Origin of the sequence: Candidatus Accumulibacter vicinus, from assembly GCF_000584955.1 — a bacterium.
Classification (GTDB): Bacteria; Pseudomonadota; Gammaproteobacteria; order Burkholderiales; family Rhodocyclaceae; genus Accumulibacter; species Accumulibacter vicinus.
On record NZ_JDSS02000053.1, the window covers coordinates 183509 to 185861 of the forward strand.

The window sequence follows — 2353 nt, forward strand, 5'->3', positions numbered from 1 at the left end:
AAACGGATCAGATCGTGGCTTCGCACGATCTATCCTTATTCGTTAGACGCCTGCATATCAGTTGGTGAGTATTTCGGTTGCAATTTGGACACACTCATCACAAATGAAGACGGCTGGCCCCGCAACCAACTTACGAACCTCGTTATTGCTCTTCCCACAGAATGAGCAATACGGTGAGTGCAGGTCTGAATTCGAATCGCAGTCACGCGTTTCTTTAATTGATGGGATTGTTTTTCCCGTGATGGCCGCGAGTTGTTCGACGGCCTCCTGAACTTCTCTTTGTGCTGCTTGGTAGGAGAGTTCCGCGGCTCGTTGCCGCTCGATGTCAATTGGGGGTGTGACCTTTTTGGGCTGATGTAACGCGTCCGGTGGATCATAGGCGGCATACGGACTAGAGGCGGGGTCGGATATCAGTTCTACTGAGGTTGTATCTGAAAGCTCGGGCCATTCCCACGAAACGTGTTCAAGCACCGAATCGCCGGTCATGAGCTTTGCATCCGCCCGCAGTTGAAGGGTATGTCGCTGTGAGTACGCAACAAGTTGGATTGTGAGCAGCGAGCAATTGGATGTGCCGACAGTCCGTTCGCCTTCGGAAGTCCTAATGCGGATTCGTGGCATAAGAGGTCTCCTGGCGGCTAACGTGAAGGTGAGGGGCGACGGCCGGCTTGCCGGCTGGCGTCCCAGCGGCGAAGCCGCGACTCGACCGACTGGTTAGACAAAAGCATGTTCAAGCAGTCGGACTACAAACGGAACCAGCACTTGTTTCGCCAGAGCCAAGTAAGCAAAGAAAAGTGCGTAGGCAGCTACTCGCTCAAAACCACCCCAGTATGGCAGACGGATTGATGACGGCGAGAAGAACCAGATTAAGCATGGTGAGCCAACAATTACACATGCCACGAATACGAGGGCGAAGTCCTTGTTGACAAATGCGGAGGCGGACACGATCAACACACAGGCAGCAAAGACGGCTAGCCAGAGGTAGTTCCTTGGCTCCAGGCGGACATTGAGGTTAGGCGGTTCTAGTTCCATGGGCGCTGCGTTGTCTAACGTAGAAGTAACCGGCCGCCGGAGCCGAAGACGGAGGGGACCTGTAAGCGCAGCTTGCAGGCGGGTTGACTGCCGGGTTGGGCCTATGCAGCGACGCCACTGATGTCCTCCACGGTAATGTGCTTCTCTTCGTCTTCGCCGGAGACGATTAACTCCAAAAGGACGGCTGCTTTGTCGGCAACGGGCACTGGGCATTCGATCACAGCGAACAACCCTGTGGTGTTTGGCGAGAAATACTTTACGGTGATTGCAGGCGGCAAGTACGCGCCAGATGCAACTGCAATGGGCGATGCAACCGCACTCATGAAATCTACTTCTAATGCGGCGGCGGGCGGACGGTCGTAGGCGAGGGCGTACCCAAATCGGCTGGCAAGAACAGCGTAGTCATGGCGCACCAGTAAGGCGCGCGCCTCTTCACCAAAGGCAGTGAGTGAGGTCTCGTCAATCTGCGTGGGGAGGAGCTTCATTCAGAGGCCCAACGTTCGCGTTGAGCCGCAGACCACGGCTTGCCGTGGGCTGTCGGCTCGAACGCGGGGTTAGGCGGCACGTGCTGCTCAGTAGCGAAACGCGCTGCGACAGTGTGAACAAACGTAGTCGACTTGGCCTGCTGCAGAGGCAACCGGGCGGCGGCAGGTCGGGCACAAGACTGTGGCTCCTGAGACAGGAGGAGGCGAAGCAGCTGCGGACAGCCGAGTAGCGGCAGGGGTGCTCGGTGCTGAGACACTTGCCGGCCTCGGTGGTGTCTTTGCAGCGGGACTGGCGTTCTGCGCAAGTGGTCTTTGGGTGGATGGATTCGGGATCGGCTTGGGTGCTGGCGCCTCAGGAAAGGGCTGACCACTGGTTGGCTCGGCGGCCGCCGACCTGGCTGGGCACCGAAACCCTTGTCTTTGGCGAAGGATGATCGCAAGCTTCTCTTTGAGAGGCTTGTTGCCCAAGAGCGAGTTGATGGCTTTGCAGCATGCAACAACGTTCTCTTCCGCACTCGTACCGCCGTTCGCCTGGGCGAGCAGATGCTCAATGCTTGCATCCGCCTTCGCCAGCGGCTGCTTGCAGAAGAAGCAGTCTCCGCCCTGCTCAAAGAGAAGCCGATCAAGTTGCTTCATGCGCGTCTGGGTGTTGGTCTTGCCGCCTAACGTGAAGTGGACATCCTACTTGACGATTTACTTTGCGTCATTACTCTGTACATATGAACAGGTGTCGGTAAATTTCCAACCGAAACAAGGAGGTGCCCAATGGACACGTTCACTAAAAGTTCGGGCAATTGCGTCAATGCCGGCGGCGCTTCTCGCCCCCCCAGGCGGCTGCT

The 2353-nt window shown here is 56.9% G+C and carries 3 protein-coding genes and 1 pseudogene; all 4 read right to left on the reverse strand.

The annotated features are described in order from the left end of the window. Positions 1-66: 66 nt before the first annotated feature. A pseudogene (locus CAPSK01_RS24290) lies at positions 67-219 on the reverse strand (ClpX C4-type zinc finger protein); the annotation flags it as partial. A gap of 492 nt (positions 220-711) precedes the next feature. Then, positions 712-1029, reverse strand: a complete 318-nt coding sequence (locus CAPSK01_RS24295) for a hypothetical protein (RefSeq protein WP_273704236.1) — start codon at positions 1027-1029, stop codon at positions 712-714. Positions 1030-1130: 101 nt separating this feature from the next. Then, positions 1131-1514: a hypothetical protein gene (locus CAPSK01_RS21195; protein WP_034931610.1), complete on the reverse strand. Its 384-nt coding sequence runs from the start codon at positions 1512-1514 to the stop codon at positions 1131-1133. A gap of 87 nt (positions 1515-1601) precedes the next feature. Then, complete coding sequence (locus CAPSK01_RS24300) at positions 1602-2150, reverse strand: HNH endonuclease (RefSeq protein WP_273704237.1); 549 nt, start codon at positions 2148-2150, stop codon at positions 1602-1604. Positions 2151-2353 lie beyond the last annotated feature (203 nt).

Bases quoted from the DNA above. Each gene is read 5' to 3' on its own strand.
- CAPSK01_RS24295 (WP_273704236.1), bottom strand. From the start codon at position 1,029: ATGGAACTAGAACCGCCTAACCTCAATGTCCGCCTGGAGCCAAGGAAC.
- CAPSK01_RS21195 (WP_034931610.1), bottom strand. From the start codon at position 1,514: ATGAAGCTCCTCCCCACGCAGATTGACGAGACCTCACTCACTGCCTTT.
- CAPSK01_RS24300 (WP_273704237.1), bottom strand. From the start codon at position 2,150: ATGAAGCAACTTGATCGGCTTCTCTTTGAGCAGGGCGGAGACTGCTTC.